Origin of the sequence: Streptomyces sp. NPDC088350, from assembly GCF_044753545.1 — a bacterium.
In the GTDB taxonomy this organism is placed as follows: domain Bacteria; phylum Actinomycetota; class Actinomycetes; order Streptomycetales; family Streptomycetaceae; genus Streptomyces.
Genome location: NZ_JBIVNL010000001.1, coordinates 1,105,894 through 1,125,876, shown reverse-complemented (window position 1 = coordinate 1,125,876; position 19,983 = coordinate 1,105,894). Strand labels below are relative to the sequence as shown.

The following is a 19,983-nucleotide window of genomic DNA, read 5'->3' as shown; positions in this document are numbered from 1 at the left end:
CACCCCCCGCATCTCGATCAGTCACCCTCCGTAGCACGCGCGGCTTCGTCGGCCGGCCCCCCCCCCCCCCCCCAACCCCCCCCCCCCCCCCCCCCCCCCCCCACCCCCCCCCCCCCCACCCCCCCCCCCCCCCCCCCCCGGCGGGGGGGGGGGGCGGGCCCCCCCCCCCCCCCCACGGCACGCTAGTGCATCCGCGTGAGAGACGGCCGCGAAGGGCCGGACCTACGGGTGGTGCGCTGTGGACCGGGCGGCTGAGCGACGGGGGGACACCCAGCCGCCCGGCGTTGTCGGGGCGTCCGGACCGTGTTCAGGTGGGTCCGGGCGCCCCCGTTCGGGGGGTGCTCAGGCCTTGGCGAGTTCCTTCTCGCCGCCCTGCTCGGGCACCCCGTCGAGGTGGTCGTCGCCGTCCTTCTCGTCGAGCAACGTCTTCTCGTCGAAGGGCAGTTCACCCGCGAGGACCCGGTTCACCCGCTCCTTGTCGACCTCGCCGGTCCAGGTGCCGATGAGCAGCGTGGCGACGGCGTTGCCGGCGAAGTTGGTGACGGCGCGGGCCTCGCTCATGAAGCGGTCGATGCCGATGATGAGGCCGACGCCGTCGACCAGGGCGGGCTTGTGCGACTGCAGACCACTGGCCAGTACGGCGATACCGGAGCCGGAGACACCGGCCGCGCCCTTGGAGGCGACCATCATGAAGAGCAGGAGGCCGATCTGCTGGCCGATGTTCATCGGCTGGTCCATGGCGTCGGCGATGAACAGCGAGGCCATGGTCAGGTAGATCATCGTGCCGTCGAGGTTGAAGGAGTAGCCGGTCGGCACGGTGATGCCGACGACCGGGCGGCTGACACCCAGGTGCTCCATCTTCGCGATGAGCCGCGGCAGCGCGGACTCGGACGAGGAGGTGGAGACGATCAGCAGGAACTCCCGGCCGAGGTACTTCAGCAGCTGGAAGAGGCTGACCTTGGCGACCAGCTTGGTCAGCGTGCCGAGCACGACCACGATGAACAGGAAACAGGTGACGTAGAAGCCGAGCATGATCGTGCCCAGCGCCTTGAGCGCGTCCATGCCGGTCTCGCCGATCACCGCGGCCATCGCGCCGAAGGCACCGACGGGCGCCGCCCACATGATCATGCCGAGGATGCGGAAGACCAGCTTCTGGATGTACTCGACACCGCGCAGCACCGGCTCGCCGGTCCGGCCCATGGCCTGCAGCGCGAAGCCCGAGAGCAGCGCGATCAGCAGCGTCTGGAGGACCTGGCCCTCGGTGAAGGACGACACGAACGTGGTCGGGATGATCCCGAGCAGGAAGTCGACCGGCCCCTCGGCGGCGGCCTTCGCCTGGTCGTGTCCGACGCCCTTGACGGCATCGGTCAGGTGCATGCCGCTGCCCGGGTGGATGATGTTGCCGACGACCAGGCCGATGGCCAGCGCCACGAAGGACATCGTGATGAAGTAGCCGAGCGCGAGTCCGCCGACCTTGCCGACCTGCGCGGCCTTCCGTACGGAGCCGACGCCGAGCACGATCGTGCAGAAGATGATCGGCGAGATCATCATCTTGATCAGCGAGACGAAGCCCGTACCGAGCGGCTTCAGCTCCTTGGCGAAGTCCGGCGCGATGAACCCGACGGCGATACCGAGGGCGACCGCGATGATCACCGCGATGTAGAGGTAGTGGGTGCGGTCCCGCTTCGCGGGCGGTGCGGCAGATACGGGCGTGCTGGCCACGGCTGCCCTCCTTGACGACGTCGTCGGCATCATCCGGCGTGCGGCTCACGACCGGCGGAACCCGGCTGCGAGTGCGGCTCACGTCCGGGGATTGCATGGGTTGCATGGGTTGCATGCGATGCATGGGTGTTACGGGTGCTGCGGCGGTCCGCACTGATCGATGTGCGGGCCGGTCCGGGAGGCGGCTGCTTCCGGGGTTGCGGTGACTATCTCCCGGCTTGTGAGGGCGGTCACCCTTACGTTCATTTAGTTCGCATCTATCAGGAGAGGCACACTGACGACATGCGCTTCCCGCACGTCCCCCGCCCCCGCAGCCTGGCCGGCCAGCTCTTCGGCATGCAGGCGGTGCTGATAGCGGTCGTCGTCGCCGGGTACGCGCTGTTCACCTACGTCAGCGACCGCAGCCAGGCGGAGGACGCGGCCGGCCGGCAGGCCACGGCGGTGGCGCGCTCGGTCGCGGACTCGCCGTCGGTGGTGGCGGCGATCGGCACGTCCGACCCGACCGCGCACCTGGAGTCGTACTCCCTCAAGGTCCAGCGGGACACCGGGGTCGACTTCATCACGATCATGAATCCGCAGGGCATCCGCTGGACCCACCCGGACACGCAGCAGATCGGCAAGAAGTTCCTCGGCCACATCGGCCCCGCCCAGCACGGCCGCACCTTCACCGAGACCTACACCGGTACGCTCGGCGCGTCCGTCCGCGCGGTCACCCCCATCGAGAGCGGCGGCAGGGTCATCGGCCTGGTCAGCGCCGGCATCCGGGTCGAGGCGATCACCCAGCGGGTCCAGGACCAGGTCACGGCCCTGATCGGGGTCGCGGCCGGCGCCCTGGCACTGGGTGCCGTGGGAACGTACGTCGTCAACGCCCGCCTCCGCCGCCACACCCACGGCATGAACGCGAGCGAGCTGAGCCACATGCACGACTACCACCAGGCCGCGCTGCACGCGGTGCGGGAAGGGCTGCTGATGCTCGACGGTCAATACAGGGTGGCGCTCATCAACGACGGCGGGCGCGAATTGCTGGGGGTGGGGTCGGAGGCGGACGTGGTGGGCCGTTCCGTGGCGGGCCTGGGTCTGCCCGCACCGCTGACGGGGGCGCTGCTGTCGTCGGAGCCGCGGGTGGACGAGGTCCATCTGACGGCGTCGCGGGTGCTGGTGGTGAATACGTCACCGGTGTCGGGCGGTGAGCGCCGAGGCTCGGTGGTCACCCTGCGGGACGTCACCGAACTCCAGTCCCTGATGGGCGAGTTGGACTCGGAGCGCGGCTTCACGCAGGCGCTGCGGTCCCAGGCGCACGAGGCGGCGAACCGCCTGCACACGGTCGTGTCGCTGATCGAGTTGGGCCGGGCGGAGGAGGCGGTGGACTTCGCGACGGCGGAACTGGAGTTGGCCCAGACCCTGACCGACCAGGTCGTCTCTGCGGTCAACGAACCTGTGCTGGCAGCCCTGTTGCTGGGCAAGACGGCCCAATCCAACGAGCGGGGCGTCGAGTTGGTGGTGTCGGAGGACAGCGGGCTGGACGACGGCCTGCTGCCGGATTCCCTGCCCGCGCGGGACCTGGTGACCATCCTGGGGAACCTGATCGACAACGCGGTGGACGCGGCGCAGGGCAGCTTGCGGGCGCGGGTCACGGTGACGGCGTGCACGGAGGGTGGGGCGGGGGCGGGTGGCTCCGCGTTGGTGCTGCGGGTGGCGGACACGGGTTCGGGGGTGGATCCGGCGCACGCGGAGGCGGTGTTCCAACGGGGCTTCTCCACGAAGCCGGCGGGACCGGGCGGCCGGGGACTGGGCCTGGCGCTGGTACGGCAGGCGGTGAACCGCCATGGGGGGACGTTGACAGTGGCCGAGGCGGAGGGGGGCGGGGCGGTGTTCGAGGTGCGGTTGCCGTTGTGGGGGGACGGGGTGGCGTCGGGCACGGCTGGCGCCCGGACGTCGTCCCAGGGTCCTGTTTCCGAAGGTTCGGCCTCCAAAGGCGGTACCTCATGACTACGGCCGACCCGATCCGCGTCCTCATCGTGGAGGACGATCCCGTCGCCGCCGACGCGCACGTCATGTACGTAGGCCGGGTGCCGGGGTTCGTGGCGGTGGGCAAGGCGCACACGGGGGCGGAGGCACGGCGGGCGCTGGAGCGCACGCAGGTGGACCTGTTGCTGCTGGACCTGCATCTGCCGGACGCGCACGGCTTGCAGCTCGCGCGGTCGTTGCGGGCGGCCGGGTACCACGCCGACGTGATCGCGGTGACGTCGGCGCGGGATCTGGCGGTGGTGCGTGAGGGGGTGTCGCTGGGGGTCGTTCAGTACGTGCTGAAGCCGTTCACGTTCGCCACGCTCCGGGATCGGCTGGTGCGGTATGCCGAGTTCCACGCGGCGGCGGGCGAGGCGAGCGGCCAGGACGAGGTCGACCGGGCGCTGGCCGCGCTGCGCGCGCCTTCGCCTGCGGCGCTGCCCAAGGGGTTGAGCGCGCCGACACTGGAGCGGGTGACTGTCGCTCTGCGGGACTGTGGGGAGGGGCTTACCGCGGCGGGGGTGGCCGAGGCGGTGGGGATCTCCCGGATCACGGCCCGGCGGTACCTGGAGCATCTGGTGGAGGCGGGGAGGGCGGCGCGTAGTCCGCAGTACGGGACTGTGGGGCGGCCTGAGTTGCAGTATCGGTGGGTCAAGGGGTAGGCGGAGGGCGGGAGTTCACGCTGCCTTCGCGTACCACACGACCTGCGAGGCGAGCCCTGCTACGGCAAGCGCCTCAAGCACCGAGATGGCGACAAGGGGACCGCTGCGCCCGTCCGCCCAGAACACCACCAGCGCGGCCAACGGCACCACGCAGAACGCCGTCAGGTCCACCGCGATCTGCACCGCCTTCCGCGAGCCGCGCCGCCGGTCCCCCCGATGCGCGGTCTCCCACCCGAACGCCTGGAAACCGCCGCCCGGTTGAGCCAACATCGCGAGCCTGGGCCCGAGTTCATCGCGGACGTACGCCCCGATCGCCGAGATCTTCTGGTCGTTCACGAGATACGTCCACCCGAGCACGACGCACACCGGCGGCAGCGCCAGCAGCATCGACGTCTGCTTGGCCTGCGCGGCGGCGGCGATGACGGCGGCCACGACGCCCAGCGTGACGTAGAGCAGGTTGTCCCGGAACCCGATCCGGGCCTTCTGCTCGTCCTTGATGCTCTGGTACTCGGCGAGCAGCAACTGCCCGACGGTGACGTCCTGTTCCGGCACTCGATTCCCTTCCCCCGCAGTACCTTATGAGTGTGCCGGAGCCGCAGCCCACCGTCCTCGTCCTGACCGCACTCCCCCTCGAATACGACGCCGTCCGCGCGTACGTCGAGGACCGGCAGGAATTGGTCCACCCCAACGGAACCCGCGTCGAACACGGCCGACTCGCCGACACCGCATGGCATGTCGCCCTCAGCGAGCTGGGCGTCGGCACCGACCGGGCCGCCGCTCTCACCACCCAGCTCATCAACTGGCTGCGTCCACAGGCCGTCTTGTTCGTCGGTGTCGCCGGCAGCCTGAAGGACGACGTCGGGATCGGCGACGTCGTCGTGGGAACGCAGGTGTACGAGATCCACGGCGGGAAGCAGACACCCGAAGGCTTCCACCTCCGGCCCACGGCCTTGCCGGGCTCGCTCGCGCTGGAACAGGCGGCCCGTTCCGCCGTACGGGACATGCCCGGCGTACGGGCGCACTTCATGCCAATCGCGACGGGCGACGTGGTCCTGGCGGACGCCAGGTCCGAGATCGCCCGGTTCATCCGCGAGAACTACAACGGTGCGGGCGCGATCGAGATGGAGGGCTTCGGAGCGCTCCAGGCAGCCCATCTGAACGGCCAGTTGAACGCCCTGGTCGTCCGGGGGATCGGCGACCGCGCCGACGCCGACAAGTCCGGTGCCGATGCCTCGGGTTCACAGGAACGCGCCGCCGCGCAGGCGGCCTCGGTGACAGTGGCGCTGCTGCGCAAGCACCGGCCGCGCGAGGGTTCCACCGACTCCGAGGAGGAGCCCCATCGGAGCGGCCGGGGGGACGGCGGAGCGACGTACGGCGGAGATCACATCGACTTCCGTGGCGGCACCTTTCACGGCCCCGTCGTCGGCAAGAAGGTGGACGGACGGGGGTAGGGGCACCGCCCACGGGCCGGTACCCCGCGCCAGCACGGCCCTGCCCCCACGGCCACCGGGCTTCACCGGCCGATCGGCCGAACTCGACCGCCTGCTCCCGCACTTGGCCCCCGGCACGGACGACACAGCCACCCTCCCGCTGCTCATCTTCGCCGTCACCGGGATGGGCGGCATCGGCAAGACCGCGCTGGCTGTGGAGGCGGCCCACCGGGTCCGCGGGCGGGGCTGGTTCCCCGGCGGGACACTCTTCGTCGACCTGCGCGGCTACGACGACTATCCGGTCACCGCCGACCAGGCGGTACTGGCACTGCTCGACGCACTCGGCGTCCGGGACCGGGAGCTGCCGCCCACGGCGGAGCGACAGTACGACGCGTACCGGGGACTGCTGGCCGAGCGGCGGGAGCGGATGCTGCTGATCCTGGACAACGCCTCGGACCCGTCGCAGTACGTGCCGTTGCTGCCCGGCACGGACCGTCACCAGGTAGTCATCACGTCCCGGGACCGCCCCGACTCCCTTCCGGTGCGCCTGATCGACCTCGAAACGCTCGACCCGGACGACTCCGTCGCCCTGGTGACCCGTGCCCTGCACGACACCGACGAACGCGACGAACGCCCGGGACGGGAACCGGACGCGCTACGCGAACTGGCCGACCTGTGCGGTCACTTGCCGCTGGCCCTTCAGATCGCCGCGGGAATGCTGCGCAGGCGCAGGCCCCGTGACATCACCTCCCTGGTGACCGAGATCCGGACGGCCGGGGACCCGACGGTATTCCTCGACAACGGCAGTCCCGGGACGGACCTGTACGGGCGGTCGCTCGTCCTGCGCCCCGTGCTGGAGACGTCGTATCACCGACTGCCGCCCGACCAGGCCCGGTTGCTGCGGCTGCTGTGCCTCGTGCCCGGGGCGGACACGGGCGTGGAAGCCGTCGCCGCGCTGGCCGATCTCGAACCGGACGCTGTGCTGGTCCTGTTGGAGGAGCTGGCGGCCACGCATCTCGTGACGCCGGTGCGGTGCGCCGACGGGACCGCTCCGGCCGTACGGTGGCGGGTGCATGACCTGGTGCGGGCGTTCGGCGTCGGTGTGGTGGCGGGGGACGCGGAATCGCGAGCGGAGGGGGAGGCCGCTCGGGAGCGGGTGCTGGGGTTCTACTACCGGTGGGTGCGTGCGGCGGATACCTGGTTGCGGTGGCTGCCGGGCCAGCCGGAACCCGATCGGTTCCAGGACCGGGCACAGGCACTGGCGTGGCTGGACGAGGAACGGACCGGGGTGGTGGCCGCCGTCCAATGGGTGCGCGAGGAGCGGTACGCGCTGGAGGCCTGGTGGCTGGCCGGACACCTCAGGGAGTACCTGAACCAGCGTCGGCACTTCGACGACTGGATCGCCGTCGCACGCACCGCCGTGGAGGCCGCCTGCGGCACCGGACGCGCGGTCGCCGAGGCCATGGCGTGGAACAACCTGGGCAACGCCCTCGGCGTTGCGGGAGGGACCGAGGAGGCCGTCGAAGCCCACAGACGTGCCCACGAACTGCTCCACGACATCGGCGACCACCATCGTGAGGCCATGGCGTGGGACAACCTCGGGCTCGCCCTGCAACGAGCCGGTCGTTGGGAAGAGGCGATCGGAGCCCACACCCAGGCCTGCACCATGCACCAGACGGTCAAGGACCTCAACGGCGAAGGCATGGCATGGGACAACCTCGGCCTGGCACTGACACATGCGGGTCACGTCGAGAGAGCGATAGAGGCCCATGTCCAGGCCCGCGATCTGTTCCGCGCCGTCGGGGACCGCCGCGGCGAGGCCATGGCGTGGCACAACCTCGGCAGTGCCTTGCAGACGGCGGGCCGGGCGGACGAGGCGATCGAGACGTTCGGCCAGTCCCTGGAGATCGGCCGGGAGTTCGAGGACTGGTACGGCGAAGGGCAAACCCACTACAACCTGGCCCTCACCCACAAGGCCGCCAACCACCCCGCCGAAGCCCGCACCGCCTACCTCAGGGCCGCCGACGCCTACGCCCGGGCCAACGCCCCCACCGAAGCCGCCAACGCCCGGTCCCACGCGGACTCGTTGACCTGACGGGGCCACTCCAGCCGTCGGCGGACAGTCGGACTCGTCCCCCTCAAAGCCCCGGACGCGGAGTACACCTGTCGCGGCACCGGGCACGGCTCCGCCCCGGGCGTCCACCGCTGAGGGCGTAGGGCGCCGGTGCGCTTCTGCGCCGCTTCCGCCATCTGCGCATTCACTGGGGGATCCGCGACGAAATTCGTGAACTCAGCCGTCGGTGACTAGTTCTTCCGCAGTGCGCGGGTGACTCCCGCGATGACAGCGGTCGTCAGCACCCAGCCCCGACCGCGATCCGGGCCACCGTGCATCCGTGCCGGAGGTCCCGGATTCGGTCGCCGCGAACGTGACACTTCCTACTCAGAGTGTCACATTCGCGGAACTGGGTCCCGGCTGCCCGTGGATTCGCCCACAGCGTCCGGCGTAGAGCCTGTCGGGGCGCCGGCGGGACAGACTGGACCAGCGTGACGCAGCTCGGCGGGCAGCGACTCGTGCAGACGCTGCCACACACCCTCGTCATTCCATTCCCACAGGCGCCGCCAGAATGTCACCCCCGGGCCGAAGCCCGGTTCCCGGGCAGGAACTCCCACGGAATGCCGGTGGACGGCACGAACAGGACACCCGACCGCACCTTCCGGTCGTCCAAGAGCCTCCCCGCAGCCGAACTCGGCTCCGGTGCCGCCCACCCCAACTCGGTGACTCGGAGCGGCTGACCGGCCATCCCGTGCGCAGCGAATACAAGATGCCGGGCGAGCGGGATGTATGGCCGAAGGCGGATGTGATCGCGTTCGCGCCGGCGACCTTCAACACGGTCAACTCGTGGGCGCTCAGCCTGACTCACGACTTCGTGGTCGGCGTCGTAGCCGACCCCCCGGACACCCACCGTCGACTTTGCGCCACCCCCCACATCCCCACACACCCAACCACCACCCCCACCACAAACGCACTCCCCTTCGACCCCCGCCCACACACCCGACGCCGATCGAACAGTCCCCGGCGGTCCCCCCACCCCCGCCGCTCCGACGAATGGCAAGGTAGAGCGGCATATTCAGCACCCTTCCGCCGCCACCCGCCACCCCCGAGCCATCCCCGAACCGCCACTCAGTGTCACCACGCACCCCCACCCCCACCCCCACCGCGTTCGATCTCCGCCGCCCGACCGAATCCGTACGTTCCTACAATCCGTAATCCTGGCCGAACAGACCGTAGTCACCGCACCCTGGCGCCCCTAGCTTGTGCCCCGTGCGCCGACCCCCAGCTCAGCCCAGCCACTCCACGCCGCCCACGCCGCCGTTCAACGCCCCCGCCGCCCGCAGACTCCGTACCGCTCTCGACATGGGTCCCGAACACGTCGCGTACGGAATGCGTGCCTCGTACGGGCTGCCCTATGTGACGCCCGACCTGGTCATCGCCTGGGAACGCGGGCTCACCGCGCCCTCCGGTCCCGAACTCACCGCGCTCGCGGGCGTGTTGTGGTGTTCGGCGGGTGAACTCATCGGCAGGCCACGCACGCTGCGTGAGCACCGCCTCGCGCACGGCCTCGCGCCGGAGGACGTCGCCCGTGCCGTCGGGCTCGAACTCCTCGCGTATCTGCGGATGGAGGAGCACGACGAGTGGCGCGGCACCGAGCGCCAGTCCTCCGCGCTCGCCGATCTGCTCGACCTCTCGCTGCCCGACTTCATCAGCGTCACCGGACGCGACGCCAAGCTCGCGGAACTGCTGCGCGGCGCCATGACCACACGCTGGCAGGGATACGTCCGGCCGATCGGCAAGATGGTGCCGCTGGACCGGCGTCTCCTGGAGGACGCCCTCCAGGAGTTGCACGAGGACTACCAGGCGCAGATGGTCGCCACGCTCAGCTGGAGCGGCGGCAACGCGGCCGTCGACGCGAACGAGGCCGGCCGCGACTTCCTCGACCAGATCATCAGCCGCTTCTGGTCCATGGTCGAGAGGAGTACGTACTGAGCACCCCGCACCAAAACCCAAGCCCAAGCCCAAGCCCAGCGCACCACGTGCAAAGAAGGACGGCTGGAAGAACAAAGACGGCTAGAAGACCGACTCCGCCTCGTCCATCCGGTCCTTCGGCACCGTCTTCAACTCGGTGACCGCCTCCGCCAACGGCACCATCACCACGTCCGTCCCCCGCAGCGCCGTCATCCGCCCGAACTCCCCCCGGTGCGCCGCCTCCACCGCGTGCCAGCCGAAGCGCGTCGCCAACACCCGGTCGTACGCGGTGGGTACGCCACCCCGCTGGATGTGGCCGAGGATGACCGGCTTGGCCTCCTTGCCCAGGCGGCGCTCCAACTCGTAGGCCAGCGCCGTGCCGATGCCCTGGAAGCGCTCGTGGCCGAACTGGTCGATCTCGCCCTTGCCGTAGTCCATGGAACCCTCGGCGGGGTGCGCGCCCTCGGCCACGCACACGACGGCGAACTTCTTGCCGCGGGCGAAGCGTTCCTCGACCATCTTGACCAAGTCGGCCGGGTCGAAGGGGCGTTCCGGCAGGCAGATGCCGTGCGCGCCCGCCGCCATCCCGGACTCCAGCGCGATCCAGCCCGCGTGCCGGCCCATGACCTCGACGACCATCACCCGCTGGTGGGACTCCGCCGTCGTCTTCAGGCGGTCCATCGCCTCCGTCGCGACCCCGACCGCCGTGTCGAAGCCGAAGGTGCGGTCGGTCGACGAGATGTCGTTGTCGATGGTCTTCGGGACGCCGACCACCGGGAGGCCCGCGTCCGACAGCATGCGCGCCGCCGTCAGCGTGCCCTCGCCGCCGATCGGGATCAGCGCGTCGATCCCGAAGTCCCGCGCGATGTCCAGCGCGTCCTCGCACGCCTGCCGCAGCCGGTCCCGCTCCAGTCGTGAGGAGCCGAGGATCGTGCCGCCGCGGGCGAGGATGCCGCTGACCGCGTCGAGGTCGAGGGTGCGGTAGTGACCGTCGAGCAGTCCCGCGTAGCCGTCCTCGAAGCCGATGACCTCGTCGCCGTAGTTGTCGACCGCTCGGTGCACGACCGATCGGATCACGGCGTTCAGGCCGGGGCAGTCGCCGCCTGCGGTGAGAACTCCGATGCGCATCGTGCTGTGTCTCCTGCTCGCTGTTGAGACCGGTGAGCCGGCTCCGATTGTTTCACGTCGCCCGGGGCGACGCCGCTCCCGTCGGACCGAAGGGCGCCTTAACCACCCCCGGAGGTATTGTCAAGAGGCTTCCGCTCACCCCGGTGGGCGATTTTTATGACCACCGAAACGACCACCGAAACGACCACCGAACCGAAGCGAGGTAGCACGCGTGACCCGCAGCGTGTACGTGACCGGGATCGACCGCGGCGACGGCCGTCAGGTCGTCGAGCTGGGGGTCATGGAACTCCTGACCCGGCAGGTCGACCGGGTGGGGGTGTTCCGTCCCCTCGTCCACGACGGCCCCGACCGCCTCTTCGAGCTGCTGCGTGCGCGCTACCGGCTGTCCCAGGACCCGGCGACCGTCTACGGCATGGACTACCACGAGGCGTCCGCCCTCCAGGCCGAGCAGGGGACCGACGAACTGGTCTCGACGCTCGTCGAGCGGTTCCATCTCGTCGCCCGCGACTACGACGTCGTCCTCGTCCTCGGCACCGACTTCGCGGACACCCAGTTCCCGGACGAGCTGGCCCTCAACGCCCGCCTCGCGAACGAGTTCGGCGCGTCCGTGATCCCGGTCGTCGGCGGACGCAAGCAGACCGCGGAGTCCGTGCTCGCGGAGACGCGGAACGCCTATCGCGCCTACGACGGACTCGGCTGCGACGTCCTCGCCATGGTCACCAACCGGGTCGCCCGCGAGGACCGGGAGGGGATCGCCCAGCGCCTCACCACCCGGCTGCCGGTGCCCTGTTACGTCGTACCGGACGAGCCCGCGCTCTCCGCGCCGACCGTCGCGCAGATCACCCACGCCCTCGGCGGCCGGGTGCTGCTCGGGGACGACTCGGGGCTCGCGCGGGACGCGCTGGACTTCGTGTTCGGCGGGGCGATGCTGCCCAACTTCCTCAAGGCGCTGACCCCGGGCGCGCTCGTCGTCACCCCGGGCGACCGCGCCGACCTCGTCATCGGGGCGCTCGCCGCGCACAGCGCCGGCACCCCGCCGATAGCCGGCGTCCTGCTCACCCTGAACGAGGTGCCGAGCGACACGATCCTCACCCTCGCCGCCCGCCTCGCGCCGGGCACCCCGGTGGTCTCCGTGACCGGGACCTCTTTCCCCACCGCCGCCGAACTCTTCTCCCTGGAAGGGAAGTTGAACGCGGCGACCCCGCGCAAGGCGGAGACCGCGCTCGGCCTCTTCGAGCGGTACGTCGACACGGGCGACCTGCTCAAGCGGGTCTCGGCGCCCAGCAGCAACCGCCTCACCCCCATGATGTTCGAGCACACGCTCCTGGAGCGGGCCCGCTCCGACAAGCGCCGCATCGTCCTCCCCGAGGGCACCGAGCCCCGCGTCCTGCACGCCGCCGAGGTGCTGCTGCGCCGGGGCGTCTGCGAGCTGACCCTGCTCGGACCCGAGGACCAGATCCGCAAGAAGGCCGCCGACCTCGGCATCGACCTCAGCGCCGCCCAGCTGCTCGACCCGCACACCTCCGAACTCCGCGACCGCTTCGCCGAGAAGTACGCCGAACTGCGCGCCCACAAGGGCGTGACCGTCGAGCTGGCCTACGACGTCGTCGCCGACGTGAACTACTTCGGGACGCTGATGGTGCAGGAGGGCCTCGCCGACGGCATGGTCTCGGGCGCCGTGCACTCCACGGCCGCGACCATCCGGCCCGCCTTCGAAATCATCAAGACGAAGCCGGACGCCGGCATCGTCTCGTCCGTCTTCTTCATGTGCCTCGCCGACAAGGTGCTCGTCTACGGCGACTGCGCGGTCAACCCCGACCCGAACGCCGAGCAGTTGGCCGACATCGCCATCCAGTCGGCCGCCACCGCCGAGCAGTTCGGCGTCGCGGCCCGGATCGCGATGCTGTCGTACTCCACCGGTACGTCCGGCACGGGCATCGACGTCGACAAGGTACGCGAGGCGACCGAACTGGTCCGGTTGCGGCGGCCCGACCTGCGGATCGAGGGGCCCATCCAGTACGACGCCGCCGTCGAACCCACCGTCGCCGCCACCAAGTTGCCCGAGTCCGAAGTCGCGGGCCAGGCAAGCGTGTTGATCTTCCCGGACCTCAACACCGGCAACAACACCTACAAGGCCGTGCAGCGTTCGGCCGGCGCGATCGCCGTCGGACCCGTGTTGCAGGGGCTGCGCAAGCCGGTCAACGACCTGTCCCGGGGCGCCCTCGTCTCGGACATCGTCAACACGGTCGCCATCACCGCGATCCAGGCACAGAACCCGACCAAGAAGGCAAACCCCCAGTGAGCGCGACCCGCGTCCTCGTCCTCAACTCCGGCTCCTCGTCGGTGAAATACCAGCTCCTCGACATGGCGGACAGCACCCGCCTCGCCGTCGGACTCGTCGAGCGGATCGGCGAGGAGACCTCCCGTTTCCGGCACACCCACCTCGATACGGGCGCCACCCGTGAGTGGACCGGCCCGATCCCCGACCACGAGGCCGCCCTGAAGGCCGTAGCGGAGGAACTGGCCAAGGACGGGCTCGGGTTGGACTCCCCCGAACTGGCCGCCATCGGGCATCGGGTCGTGCACGGCGGGATGACCTTCACCGCGCCGACCGTCGTCGACGACGCCGTGCTCGCCGAGATCGAGCGGCTGATCCCCGTGGCGCCGCTGCACAATCCGGCGAACCTCGTCGGGATCCGTACCGCGAGGGCGTTGCGGCCCGATCTGCCGCAGGTGGCCGTGTTCGACACGGCGTTCCACACGACGATGCCGGAGTCGGCCGCGCGCTACGCGATCGACGTGGCGACGGCCGACGCGTACCGGATCCGGCGGTACGGGTTCCACGGGACCTCGCACGCGTATGTGTCGCGGGCGACGGCGAAGCTGCTGGGCAAGGCGCCCGAGGACGTCAACGTGATCGTGCTGCACCTCGGGAACGGGGCGTCCGCCTCGGCCGTGCGAGGCGGCCGGTGTGTGGACACCTCCATGGGGCTGACGCCGTTGGAGGGGCTGGTGATGGGGACCCGGTCCGGAGACCTGGATCCGGCCGTCATCTTCCATTTGATGCGTGTTGGCGAAATGTCCACCGATGAGATCGACACTCTTCTCAACAAGAAGAGCGGTCTGATCGGGTTGTGCGGGGACAACGACATGCGCGAGATCCGGCGCCGGATCGACGAGGGCGACGAACGGGCGGAACTCGCCTTCGACATCTACATTCACCGTTTGAAGAAGTACATCGGTGCCTACTGCGCGGTACTCGGCCGGGTGGACGCGGTCGCCTTCACGGCGGGGGTCGGGGAGAACGCGAGCGCCGTGCGGGAGGCCGCCGTGGCGGGCCTGGAGCTGCTGGGGCTCGAGGTCGACGGCGGGCTGAACGCCGTACGGAGTGAGGAGCCGCGGCTGATCTCGCCGGCGTCCGCGCGGGTCGCGGTCGCGGTGGTGCCGACGGACGAGGAATTGGAGATCGCCACACAGACCTACGCACTGGTCGGAAAGAACAGCTGAGCAATTACACGGCGGAACACGCCTGAGCGCATGCCCGCCCATTTGTATCTTCCGCCAGACGGAATATTCCGTAGCGAAACAAACCGATAGGATCGTCCCATGCGCCGTTCGAAAATCGTCTGTACTCTCGGCCCCGCGGTCGACTCCCACGAACAACTGGTGTCGCTGATCGAGGCCGGCATGAATGTGGCCCGCTTCAATTTCAGCCACGGCACCCACGCCGAGCACCAGGGCCGGTACGACCGCGTCCGTGCCGCGGCCAAGGAGACCGGCCGTGCCATCGGCGTCCTCGCCGACCTGCAGGGCCCGAAGATCCGCCTGGAGACCTTCGCCGAGGGTCCCGTCGAGCTGGTGCGCGGTGACGAGTTCACCATCACCACCGAGGACGTCCCGGGCGACAAGACCATCTGCGGTACGACGTACAAGGGCCTGCCCGGTGACGTCTCCCGCGGCGACCAGATCCTGATCAACGACGGCAACGTCGAGCTGAAGGTGCTGAGCGTCGAGGGCCCGCGCGTGAAGACGATCGTCATCGAGGGCGGCGTCATCTCCGACCACAAGGGCATCAACCTGCCCGGCGCGGCCGTCAACGTGCCCGCGCTGTCCGAGAAGGACGTCGAGGACCTGCGCTTCGCGCTGCGGATGGGCTGCGACATGGTCGCCCTGTCCTTCGTCCGCGACGCGAGCGACGTGTACGACGTCCACAAGGTGATGGACGAGGAGGGCCGCCGGGTCCCCGTCATCGCCAAGGTGGAGAAGCCGCAGGCGGTCGCCAACATGGAGGCCGTGGTCGCGGCGTTCGACGCGGTGATGGTGGCCCGCGGCGACCTCGCCGTGGAGTACCCGCTGGAGAAGGTCCCGATGGTGCAGAAGCGCCTGGTGGAGCTGTGCCGGCGCAACGCCAAGCCGGTGATCGTGGCGACCCAGATGATGGAGTCGATGATCACCAACTCCCGCCCCACGCGCGCCGAGGCCTCCGACGTGGCCAACGCGATCCTGGACGGCGCGGACGCGGTCATGCTGTCCGCGGAGTCGTCGGTGGGCGCCTACCCGATCGAGACCGTGCAGACGATGTCGAAGATCGTCCAGGCGGCCGAGGAGGAGCTGCTCAGCAAGGGCCTCCAGCCGCTCGTGCCGGGCAAGAAGCCGCGTACGCAGGGCGGTTCGATCGCGCGTGCCGCGTGCGAGATCGCCGACTTCCTCGGCGGCCGGGCCCTGGTGGCCTTCACCCAGTCCGGCGACACCGCCCGCCGGCTCTCCCGCTACCGCGCGGCCCAGCCGATCGTCGCCTTCACCACCGACGAGGGCACCCGCAACCAGCTGACGCTCAGCTGGGGCGTGGAGTCGCACGTGGTGCCGTTCGTCAACAGCACGGACGAGATGGTCGACATGGTCGACGGCGAGATCGCCAAGATCAACCGCTTCAACCCGGGCGAGACCGTCATCATCACCGCCGGCTCGCCCCCCGGCGTCGCCGGCACCACCAACATGCTCCGCGTCCACCACCTCGGCGGCGGCGAGGGCAACTGACCCCTGCGCAAAGGGTCTTGTACGGCAGCGAGGGCGCCCCTCCGACAGGGGGCGCCCTCGACGCGTTCCGGGGTTCTCCCCGAACGTAAAGAACTTTCCAAGATGATCGTCTTATGACATTCTCCTGCTCGACCACTGATCAGCAAGGGGGAGGAGATGTCATGAAGACTCGGAGAACGGTGACACGGGCGCTGGCGACCGGTGCGTGTGCCGTCGGTCTGGTCGCGGCCCTCCAGGGCCAGGCCTGGGCAGGAACGGTCAGCATTGACGCCGCCAACGGTGCCGGGTACGGAACGTTCAATGCCGACCCGAACGGCTCGATCCCCGGTGACGCCATCCGCGCCTGCGACACCAAAGCAGACGGCTGGGGCGTCGAGACCGCTCTCGATTACCCGCCCTTCGACAAGAAGATGGACCGGATCATCGACACCCGCGGTCATGCCTCCGGCTACTGCAGCCCCTGGCTGGGCGGCAACCTCACCGAAGGCGTGACCTATCGCATGTACGTCACACCGGTGTCGGGAACCAGCTACGGGCCCTCGTACTACATCGACGTCGTCGCCTGACACACACGCGGCGAGAGGGCAACTGACGCCCGCGTAAAGGGTCTTGTACGGCGCTGAGGGCGCCCCCTGTGACCAGGGGGCGCCCTCAGTTTGTGCGCGGCTCCCGAACGGGCTTGTGTGGGCGCTCAGTTCTGGTAGCTGTGCAGCCCGGGGATGGTCAGCGTGCCGCCGAACTGGCCGGCCTGGACCACCTTCACCTTGGTGAAGTAGATCAGCGGGATGTTCAGCGGCGGCGGGTTGTCCGGGGTGAACGTGATCGGGATCAGTCCGAACAGGTTGCCCGAGATGGACTCCGTGTACATCACCGTGTCGCCGTCGCGGATCGTGGACGTCGAGCCGGAGGCCGCCTGCACGTGGTACGTCTTGCCGGACTGCTTGTCGTCGACCGTCTGGTGCAGGTCGCCGATGTCGGTCCCGCCGGAGATGACGTACTTCAGCACCTTCTTGACCGTGCCGTTGGCCGTCTTCACCTCGACGATGCCCTTGTAGTCGGCGCCCTTGAGCAGCAGCGAACTGGCGTCCAGGTACCAGGGGTCGTCGGGCAGCAGGACCTTGTTGTCGACGCCGCTCAGGTCGTCCGTGGCGACGGGGCAGTCCGAGGTGTCGGTGCTCGCGCTCGCGGACGGGCTCGCGGTGGCCGTCGCGGTGGCCGTGTCCGCCTTGGTGGTGTCCTCGGCCGCCTTGGTCGCGGTGGCGGTCGTGTCCTTCACGGTGTCGCCGACCGTGGCGGTGGCCTTCTTGGTCGTCTCCTTGACGGTGCCGGACGCGCTGGAGGAGTCGTCCGAGGACGTGTCCTTCGTGGCGCTCGCCGAGGCGGACGCGGTCGGCGTCGGGGTGGCGCTCGCCGTCGCGTCGGAACTCGACGAACCGCCGGTGAGGATACCGGTGATGGCGTCGCCGATGGTGTCCAGCAGGCTGCCGCTGCTCGCGGACGCGGAGGGCGTCGCGGTGGCGGTGCTGCCCGACGAACCGCTGGAATCCGTCGACTTGCTCGTCGAGGCGGACGGCGTGGGCGTGGCCGTGGCCGTGTCGCCGGAACCCGAATCCGACGAAGAGGTCTTGCCCGAGTCCTTCGTGCCGGAGGTCGCCGTGGCCGACGGTGTCGCGTCGTCCTTGGACGCGTCCGAGGACGTGCTCGCGGACGCCGACGCGGACGGCGTGGCCGAGGCGCTCGCCGTCGAGTCGGCGAGGGCGGCGACACAGTCCTTGTACTCGTCGGCCGTCAGGCTCTTCGACGACGGCGAGGTCGTCGCACCGTTGTCGGCGAGGGCGAGCGAGGACGTGAAACCCAGCCCGACGATGACGGCGGTCGGCATCGCCACCGTGGCTATCGCCTTGCCTGCGGGCATGTGGAACCTGGTGAACAGCGGCTTCTTGGGTGCCGCGTGGCGCGGCCCGGTTCTCACACGGGACTCGTCCACATCAGTCCCGTGGGTCACCTCGTCAGCCGGCACTGTGCCTCCCGTTCGCCCCGTTGCTCACCGGGCTCGTTCCTGACAGATCGTTCGGCTCACTCGCCTCGTCGGCCGGTACGTTCGGCTCGGACTCCTGAGGCGTGGCTTCGTAGTACGACGCCGACTCGTGGGGCGCCGCCTCGAACGGCGCGGCGGCGGGCGCGTCGCCCTCTCCCCGCGGGTCCTCCTGTACCGCCTGCGGCTCCGGCGGTGCGCCCGGCGCCCAGGACACGGCCAGCGCCCCGCCGACCATGGCGAGGAGGAAGCCGATCAGGAAGCCGCCGAGGTTGGACACGGGGATGGACACCAGCGCCAGCAGGATCGCCGCGGTACCCGCGAAAGTGCGTACGTGCTTCTGGTACCAGAGGCTGAGGCCCAGGACTACAAGCAGCACGCCGATGATCAGAGACCCGGCGCCCGCGGTGGTGGCCATCGCCAGCGTCAGATGACCGACCTGGAGATGTGCGTACGGGAAGTAGGCGATCGGGAGTCCGCCGAGCATGACGAACAGACCGCCCCAGAACGGCCTCGTGCCACGCCAGGCACGAAACTGCAGCTTCCGGCGGGCGAACTGGCCGGGTGCGGCAGGAGTCTCGGCGCTCATGGAAAACAGCTCCCTGGTACGGCGTTGCTGTGGTGGAGAGGTGCACCTCGTGTGAAGGTGCGGGCGGAAGGTGGACGGGCGGGGGAGCCACCGGCTCCCCCGCCCGTCAGCGAGTGCTCAGTAGCACTCGTGGGTACCCGAGGACAGCGACATCTTCAGTCCGCTGAGCTTGAAGGTTCCGGCAGTGGTGGCCCACGCCGTCTGCTTCACGCCGACCAGTGTGGCCTTGTCGGCGTCCTGACCGAACCCGAACGGGTTGGCCGCGTCTCCGCTCTTGATACCGGGACCCTTGAGGTCCTTGCCGGCCACGCCGATCCGCATGTTCTCGAACGTCGCGTCGGCGGTGAGGTTGTCGACATCGATGTAGAGATTGTCGGCCTGGACCGGTGTACCGTTGCCGCCCGCCGTCAGCGTCAGACTCACCGAGCCGAGCAGCGGGATGTTCGGGGTGACCACGGACTGGCACATGTTCGTGATCTCGGCGCTGGTGAACGCCGACACCGCGACCGGGTGAGCCGTCTTCGAGCCGTCGAGGTTGTACCCCGAGTCAATGGCCCCGTACTGGCTGAAGCCCGTACCCACGAGCTTGTCCGCCGTCACCTTGAACGACTGACCCGACACGCTGAACGACGCGGCGAGAGCACCCTGCGCGAGGGCCACACCTATACACGCCGTAGCGGCGACGCTGGGCACCATGACCACAGCGAAGCGCTTCCATCTGGTCCCGCCACGCACCTGGGACTCCATATTTCCTCCTTCTCGGACGTACATCTCCTGGCCCTGACTGCCCCCAGTTGGCGGCTCAGCCGGGCAGGGATGGGAGAAGTGCTACGTCCTCGGGAAGGGGAGCGCCCGTCTCGGAGGCGCGAACCGCGCACCGATCACCGGCGATCACCCCCGAGCGACAACCACTGGTCGCGCCTGACGCACATCACGCACAACCTTGCTGGACAGGCTCCGCCACAGGCGAAGACCCCCCTGCCCAAGAGCCGACTCCACTGTCTCCGGCTCTACTCGGTGGGGACCCAGGAAACCCCGTCTCCCCGACCGGCTGTCGGGGTACGGAAATGGACCGAGCGTCGCCGATCGTGGTGCATTCTCGCCGCCCGCACAAGGGGCTTCGTTACTGGGTAGTAACGGCGGGATAACCGAACAACGACCCGCCGGTATCGGTCGACAACGCTGGGTGTCATCGTGGGCCAGGACAAAACGCTCGATCCATGGACGGAATCCGACAGATCAACACCCCTGGCTTACTCCAAGTAACAGCGGCCGTGATTACCAAGATTTGGTAAAGCACGGCCGCAGTGACACTCAGTCGGCAGATCTTTCACTCCGACAACACAGGT

15 protein-coding genes and 2 pseudogenes are annotated in these 19,983 nt (G+C 69.5%); 10 read left to right on the top strand and 7 right to left on the bottom strand.

Annotated features, from left to right (window positions below; all coding sequences use genetic code 11):
* Positions 1–342 precede the first annotated feature (342 nt).
* The gene (locus ACIQBL_RS05230) at positions 343–1,755 is read right to left on the bottom strand and encodes a cation:dicarboxylate symporter family transporter (protein ID WP_401936939.1); all 1,413 of its coding nucleotides are present in this window, start codon (positions 1,753–1,755) and stop codon (positions 343–345) included.
* Between the two features lie 249 nt (positions 1,756–2,004).
* Between ACIQBL_RS05230 and ACIQBL_RS05225 the strand changes: the two genes are divergently transcribed.
* A complete protein-coding gene (locus ACIQBL_RS05225; RefSeq protein WP_401936938.1) occupies positions 2,005–3,711 on the top strand; it encodes an ATP-binding protein in 1,707 nt (568 codons plus the stop codon).
* The gene (locus ACIQBL_RS05220) at positions 3,708–4,391 is read left to right on the top strand and encodes a response regulator (RefSeq protein WP_365608081.1); all 684 of its coding nucleotides are present in this window, start codon (positions 3,708–3,710) and stop codon (positions 4,389–4,391) included. The genes ACIQBL_RS05225 and ACIQBL_RS05220 overlap by 4 nt, the downstream gene beginning before the upstream one ends.
* 15 nt (positions 4,392–4,406) lie before the next feature.
* On the opposite strand, the gene ACIQBL_RS05215 is transcribed toward ACIQBL_RS05220, so the two are convergent.
* Complete coding sequence (locus ACIQBL_RS05215; RefSeq protein WP_401936935.1) at positions 4,407–4,943, bottom strand: hypothetical protein; 537 nt, start codon at positions 4,941–4,943, stop codon at positions 4,407–4,409.
* 26 nt (positions 4,944–4,969) lie between these two features.
* On the opposite strand from ACIQBL_RS05215, the gene ACIQBL_RS05210 reads away from it, so the two are divergent.
* On the top strand, positions 4,970–5,842 hold the full coding sequence (locus tag ACIQBL_RS05210) for a nucleosidase (RefSeq protein ID WP_401936933.1): 873 nt from the start codon (positions 4,970–4,972) through the stop codon (positions 5,840–5,842).
* Positions 5,843–6,005: 163 nt separating this feature from the next.
* On the top strand, positions 6,006–7,916 hold the full coding sequence (locus ACIQBL_RS05205) for an ATP-binding protein (protein WP_401937062.1): 1,911 nt from the start codon (positions 6,006–6,008) through the stop codon (positions 7,914–7,916).
* A gap of 466 nt (positions 7,917–8,382) precedes the next feature.
* On the opposite strand, the pseudogene ACIQBL_RS05200 reads toward ACIQBL_RS05205, so the two are convergent.
* Positions 8,383–8,547, bottom strand: a pseudogene (locus ACIQBL_RS05200) (transposase); the annotation flags it as partial.
* Positions 8,548–8,643: 96 nt separating this feature from the next.
* Here ACIQBL_RS05200 and ACIQBL_RS05195 point away from each other — a divergent pair.
* Positions 8,644–8,769 (top strand): annotated as a pseudogene (locus tag ACIQBL_RS05195) (flavoprotein); the annotation flags it as partial.
* Positions 8,770–9,236: 467 nt separating this feature from the next.
* A complete protein-coding gene (locus ACIQBL_RS05190) occupies positions 9,237–9,866 on the top strand; it encodes an XRE family transcriptional regulator (RefSeq protein ID WP_401936931.1) in 630 nt (209 codons plus the stop codon).
* A gap of 81 nt (positions 9,867–9,947) precedes the next feature.
* Here ACIQBL_RS05190 and ACIQBL_RS05185 read toward each other — a convergent pair whose 3' ends face one another.
* Positions 9,948–10,973 (bottom strand): ATP-dependent 6-phosphofructokinase, encoded by a 1,026-nt coding sequence (locus ACIQBL_RS05185; protein ID WP_043682961.1) that lies wholly within the window; start codon positions 10,971–10,973, stop codon positions 9,948–9,950.
* 211 nt (positions 10,974–11,184) lie between these two features.
* Here ACIQBL_RS05185 and pta point away from each other — a divergent pair, with 211 nt between their 5' ends.
* The 4 genes from pta (at position 11,185) to ACIQBL_RS05165 (ending at position 16,576) form a co-directional block, all read left to right on the top strand.
* Positions 11,185–13,275 carry a phosphate acetyltransferase gene (gene pta / locus ACIQBL_RS05180; protein ID WP_401936928.1) on the top strand — a complete coding sequence of 697 codons (2,091 nt, stop codon included), beginning with the start codon at positions 11,185–11,187 and terminating at the stop codon, positions 13,273–13,275.
* Positions 13,272–14,480 (top strand): acetate kinase, encoded by a 1,209-nt coding sequence (locus ACIQBL_RS05175; protein WP_401936925.1) that lies wholly within the window; start codon positions 13,272–13,274, stop codon positions 14,478–14,480. Before pta ends, ACIQBL_RS05175 begins: the two co-directional genes overlap by 4 nt.
* Before the next feature lie 99 nt (positions 14,481–14,579).
* On the top strand, positions 14,580–16,010 hold the full coding sequence (pyk, locus tag ACIQBL_RS05170) for a pyruvate kinase (protein WP_019073129.1): 1,431 nt from the start codon (positions 14,580–14,582) through the stop codon (positions 16,008–16,010).
* 161 nt (positions 16,011–16,171) lie between these two features.
* A complete protein-coding gene (locus tag ACIQBL_RS05165) occupies positions 16,172–16,576 on the top strand; it encodes a hypothetical protein (protein WP_401936923.1) in 405 nt (134 codons plus the stop codon).
* 125 nt (positions 16,577–16,701) lie between these two features.
* Here ACIQBL_RS05165 and ACIQBL_RS05160 read toward each other — a convergent pair whose 3' ends face one another.
* The 3 genes from ACIQBL_RS05160 to ACIQBL_RS05150 form a co-directional block, all read right to left on the bottom strand.
* The gene (locus tag ACIQBL_RS05160; protein ID WP_401936920.1) at positions 16,702–18,030 is read right to left on the bottom strand and encodes a hypothetical protein; all 1,329 of its coding nucleotides are present in this window, start codon (positions 18,028–18,030) and stop codon (positions 16,702–16,704) included.
* A complete protein-coding gene (locus tag ACIQBL_RS05155) occupies positions 18,020–18,634 on the bottom strand; it encodes a DUF6114 domain-containing protein (RefSeq protein ID WP_401936917.1) in 615 nt (204 codons plus the stop codon). Before ACIQBL_RS05155 ends, ACIQBL_RS05160 begins: the two co-directional genes overlap by 11 nt.
* A 117-nt stretch (positions 18,635–18,751) precedes the next feature.
* Positions 18,752–19,381, bottom strand: coding sequence for a DUF6230 family protein (locus tag ACIQBL_RS05150; protein ID WP_401936914.1), 630 nt, complete (start codon positions 19,379–19,381; stop codon positions 18,752–18,754).
* Between the last annotated feature and the right edge of the window lie 602 nt (positions 19,382–19,983).

Bases quoted from the DNA above. Each gene is read 5' to 3' on its own strand.
- ACIQBL_RS05230 (WP_401936939.1), bottom strand. From the start codon at position 1,755: ATGATGCCGACGACGTCGTCAAGGAGGGCAGCCGTGGCCAGCACGCCC.
- ACIQBL_RS05225 (WP_401936938.1), top strand. From the start codon at position 2,005: ATGCGCTTCCCGCACGTCCCCCGCCCCCGCAGCCTGGCCGGCCAGCTC.
- ACIQBL_RS05220 (WP_365608081.1), top strand. From the start codon at position 3,708: ATGACTACGGCCGACCCGATCCGCGTCCTCATCGTGGAGGACGATCCC.
- ACIQBL_RS05210 (WP_401936933.1), top strand. From the start codon at position 4,970: ATGAGTGTGCCGGAGCCGCAGCCCACCGTCCTCGTCCTGACCGCACTC.
- ACIQBL_RS05205 (WP_401937062.1), top strand. From the start codon at position 6,006: ATGGGCGGCATCGGCAAGACCGCGCTGGCTGTGGAGGCGGCCCACCGG.
- ACIQBL_RS05190 (WP_401936931.1), top strand. From the start codon at position 9,237: ATGGGTCCCGAACACGTCGCGTACGGAATGCGTGCCTCGTACGGGCTG.
- ACIQBL_RS05185 (WP_043682961.1), bottom strand. From the start codon at position 10,973: ATGCGCATCGGAGTTCTCACCGCAGGCGGCGACTGCCCCGGCCTGAAC.
- pyk (WP_019073129.1), top strand. From the start codon at position 14,580: ATGCGCCGTTCGAAAATCGTCTGTACTCTCGGCCCCGCGGTCGACTCC.
- ACIQBL_RS05165 (WP_401936923.1), top strand. From the start codon at position 16,172: ATGAAGACTCGGAGAACGGTGACACGGGCGCTGGCGACCGGTGCGTGT.
- ACIQBL_RS05155 (WP_401936917.1), bottom strand. From the start codon at position 18,634: ATGAGCGCCGAGACTCCTGCCGCACCCGGCCAGTTCGCCCGCCGGAAG.
- ACIQBL_RS05150 (WP_401936914.1), bottom strand. From the start codon at position 19,381: ATGGAGTCCCAGGTGCGTGGCGGGACCAGATGGAAGCGCTTCGCTGTG.